Genomic DNA, 3,948 nt, shown 5'->3' with positions numbered 1-3,948 from the left:
CGATCACGCTTGAGAACCCGCAAACCCTGATCTGGACGATGAGCGCATGGGCCTTCCTTCCTGCCAGCATGATCATGCGCGGCATAGCGATGCAGCGGATCGCCGAGATGATCCGCGACCAGCGCAAGCGAGCCTACGCCAACGCAGATACGGACTTGCTTCTGGCCTGATCTCTACATGCATCGCCCTGCTATTCGGGGCGATGGCGCAGGCCGATGCGCTCAGGATTGCGACCTACAACACCGAATTGCAACGTGATGGCCCGGGCCTTTTCCTGCGTGATCTTGCACGTGGAGAAGACGGCCAGATTGAAGCAGTCCTGGCTGTCCTTGCGCATGCAGATGCAGACGTTCTGGCGCTTCAGGGCATCGACTTTGACCTAACTGGTGAAGCGCTGGGCCGGTTGGCTGAGGCCGCGGGATACCCTCACCATTTTGCCTTGCGCCCGAATACAGGCATGCGCACAGGGTTGGACATGGACGGCGACGGGCGGCTTGGCGGCCCGCGCGATGCACAAGGCTACGGGCGCTTCTCGGGACAAGGTGGCATGGCAATCCTGTCGCGCTTTCCGATCAGGGCGAACGACGTGCAGGACCTGTCTTCGCTCTTATGGGTTAACGTACCCGATGCGCTTCTGCCCGAGGTGAATGGTACCCCCTTTCCGTCAGAGAAAGCGTTGGCCGCACAGCGCCTATCCACGACCGGCCATTGGATTGTCCCGATTGAAACGCCAAGCGGCACAATTCACTTGATGACCTTTCACGCCAGCCCTCCGGTTTTTGATGGCCCCGAAGACCGCAATGGCAAGCGCAACCACGATGAAATCAGACTTTGGCAGCACGTGTTGGATGGCCGGGTCGGTGGGGCTCCACCTGGCCCTTTCGTCATTGCAGGTGATGCGAACCTGGATCCGGCGGATGGCAGTGGGCTGCACGATGCTATCCGGAACCTTCTTGCGGATCAGCGGCTTACAAATCTGTCCCCGCGGGGACACGCTAGTACCGACACCGTGGATTGGGACGATCCAGTACCGGGAGACCTGCGGGTCAGCTACGTGTTGCCCTCGACCCACTGGCGGATTTTGGACAGCGGGGTGCTTTGGCCTGCGCCGGAGGATGCTTTGGCGGACACCGTTGCGACAGCCAGTCGTCACAGACTGGTTTGGGCGGACCTTGCCCTTGACCCCGCCGACAGTGGTGAGTAGGCGAAACCCCAAGCAATCAAAGGAGTTTCGCCCATGTCCAATCCGTCGATCTTGATCCTGCCCGGCGATGGCATCGGCCCGGAAGTGATGGACCAAGTGGTCCGTGTCATCGACTGGTACGGCGCGAAACGGAAACTGGCATTTGACGTGTCGACAGACCTTGTCGGCGGCGCAGCTTACGACGCGCATGGCACGCCCTTGCACGACGACACGATGGCCAAGGCGCAAGAGGTCGACGCGGTTTTGCTGGGCGCCGTGGGCGGACCAAAATACGATGATCTGGACTTCTCGGTGAAGCCGGAACGCGGCCTGCTGCGTCTGCGGAAAGAGATGGACCTGTATTCCAACTTGCGCCCCGCCCAATGCTTTGACGCGTTGGCTGATTTCTCGTCTCTGAAAAAGGACGTGGTCGCTGGCCTCGACATCATGATCGTGCGCGAGCTGACGAGCGGTGTCTACTTTGGTGAGCCGCGTGGCATCATCGAGGAAGGCAACGAGCGCGTGGGCATCAACACGCAGCGCTACACCGAAAGCGAAATCGAACGTGCCGCCCGATCCGCCTTTGAACTTGCCATGCGCCGCAACAAGAAGGTCTGCTCGATGGAGAAGGCCAACGTGATGGAAAGCGGTATCCTGTGGCGCGAGGTCGTGTCCAAGGTCGGCGAGGAGTATCCCGAGGTCGAGCTGAGCCACATGTATGCAGACAACGGCGCGATGCAGCTTGTCCGCGCGCCCAAACAGTTCGACGTGATCGTGACCGACAACCTGTTCGGCGACATCCTGTCCGATTGCGCAGCCATGCTGACCGGCTCGCTGGGCATGCTGCCGTCGGCCAGCCTGGGCGCGCCGATGGCGAATGGTCGTCCGAAGGCGATGTATGAACCGGTCCACGGATCCGCCCCTGACATCGCGGGTCAGGGCAAAGCGAACCCGATTGCCTGCATGCTCAGCTTTGCCATGGCGCTACGCTATTCCTTTGACGAGGGCGACGAGGCGGCCCGCCTCGAAAACGCCATTGAAAAGGTGCTAGCAGACGGTGCTCGCACAGGCGACCTGATGGGCCCGGAAGGTGGGACGCCTTTGTCCACCGCGGAAATGGGCGACGCGATCCTCGCGGCCCTCGACGCGAGCCTCTAACCACGCGCAGGCGCGCGAAGCACATTTCGCGCGCCGCGTCAGGGCAGGAATTCCTGACTTGGGACAACTCGACGCGATCACCACCTCGTGATCCGTTGTGTAACGGACCAAAGGATTTTCCATGTTCCTGTTTTCCCTGCGTGCCGCATTGTGCGGTCTTGTACTTGGCGGCCTCGCCGCTTGCGACGTCGCCTACCCGGTCACCGTGATCGGCGACAACGGCATGACCTTTCGTGGATCAGCCACCGACACATTCCTGCACGGCGGCAGCTTTCAGGCGACGAACGGCAATGCAGTTTGCACCGGAACTTACGACAAGTTCGCAGATATCAGCACTGTGAGCTTCCCCGTTGTGTGCAACAACGGACTGCGTGGCGTAGGCACGGCATATTTTCAGTCTCCGACCTCGGGATCTGGTTTCGTCACAATGACAGATGGCAGCCGGTGGCAATTCATCTTTGGGCGCGGCGCACTGGCGCTTTGAGGCTCATGACCGCGCGGGCCGGTGGACATTGCCCGGCCTGCGGCGTTAATGGGTCAAAAACCCAGTTACCAAAAAAATCGCTATGTCCTCGAACGCCAAGGGTGCATTGCTCGCCCTCATCGCCTTTGGAATCTTTTCGACCCATGACGTCTTTATCAAGACGTTGGGGGCGACCTATTCCCCGATCCAGATCGTGTTCTTCAGTGTTCTGCTGAGCTTTCCACTGGCGACGATTATGCTGATGCGTGACGCCAAGCCCGGCACGCTGGTGCCGGTGCATCCGTGGTGGATGGCGCTGCGCACCGCCGGGGCGGTCATCACCGGCGTGTCGGCATTTTATGCCTTTGCAAACCTGTCGCTGACGCAAACCTACGCCATCCTTTTTGCGACCCCGCTGCTGATCACGGTTCTGTCGATCCCAATCCTGGGCGAGAAGGTGCGTCTTCCACGCTGGCTTGCCGTCATCGTAGGGCTGGCCGGTGTGATGGTGGTACTGCGCCCTGGTACGACTGACCTGACACTGGGCCACGCAGCCGCGATCATAGCAGCTTTTGCTGGCGCTTTTGCATCCATCGTCGTGCGCAAGATTGGTGCCGAAGAGCGTACGGTTGTCTTGTTGCTCTATCCGATGGTCGGCAACGTTCTGGTAATGGGCGTGGCGCTTGCGTTTGTCTACGAACCGATGCCAATCGAGCACTTGGGTATCCTTGCGGTTATCTCGGTCATGGCCTGGATCGCCGGCCGCTTCATCATTGCCGCGTACCAGACTGGAGAAGCTGCGATCGTGGCGCCTATGCAGTATTCACAAATCCTGTGGGCAACCGTTTACGGCCTCGTCTTTTTCAATGAGGTGCCCGACAGCTACACCGGGGTCGGTGCCGCGATCATCATCGCATCAGGCCTGTTCATCGTGTTCCGCGAAAGCCGATCGGGCAATTCGGAAAACAAGCCTGTTCTGCGCACCCGCAGCCGTATCGGCACGCCGGGCGCGTTTCGAGTGAGCAGCCTGATGACGAGTGGCCGCTTCCGCGACAAGCCCCTTGCCAAAACACCGGACGGTGAGTAATTCGCCCGGCACGGTCGGAGTGTAGCTCAGCCTGGTAGAGCACTGTCTTCGGGAGGC

General features: G+C 60.4%; 4 protein-coding genes. All 4 read left to right on the top strand.

The features are described 5' to 3' along the window. Positions 1 to 202: 202 nt before the first annotated feature. The 4 genes from AC6RA8_RS21645 (at position 203) to AC6RA8_RS21630 (ending at position 3,891) form a co-directional block, all read left to right on the top strand. A complete protein-coding gene (locus AC6RA8_RS21645) occupies positions 203 to 1,204 on the top strand; it encodes an endonuclease/exonuclease/phosphatase family protein (RefSeq protein WP_500355794.1) in 1,002 nt (333 codons plus the stop codon). A 33-nt stretch (positions 1,205 to 1,237) separates the two neighbouring features. After that, complete coding sequence (gene leuB, locus AC6RA8_RS21640) at positions 1,238 to 2,341, top strand: 3-isopropylmalate dehydrogenase (protein ID WP_500355792.1); 1,104 nt, start codon at positions 1,238 to 1,240, stop codon at positions 2,339 to 2,341. Positions 2,342 to 2,462: 121 nt separating this feature from the next. Beyond that, the gene (locus AC6RA8_RS21635) at positions 2,463 to 2,825 is read left to right on the top strand and encodes a hypothetical protein (protein WP_500355790.1); all 363 of its coding nucleotides are present in this window, start codon (positions 2,463 to 2,465) and stop codon (positions 2,823 to 2,825) included. Between the two features lie 82 nt (positions 2,826 to 2,907). Then, entirely contained in the window at positions 2,908 to 3,891 is a 984-nt protein-coding gene (locus AC6RA8_RS21630; protein ID WP_500355788.1) for a DMT family transporter, read from the top strand. Positions 3,892 to 3,948 lie beyond the last annotated feature (57 nt).

It is taken from the genome of Tateyamaria sp. (assembly GCF_059783535.1).
This window is presented reverse-complemented; position numbering and strand designations above follow the sequence as displayed.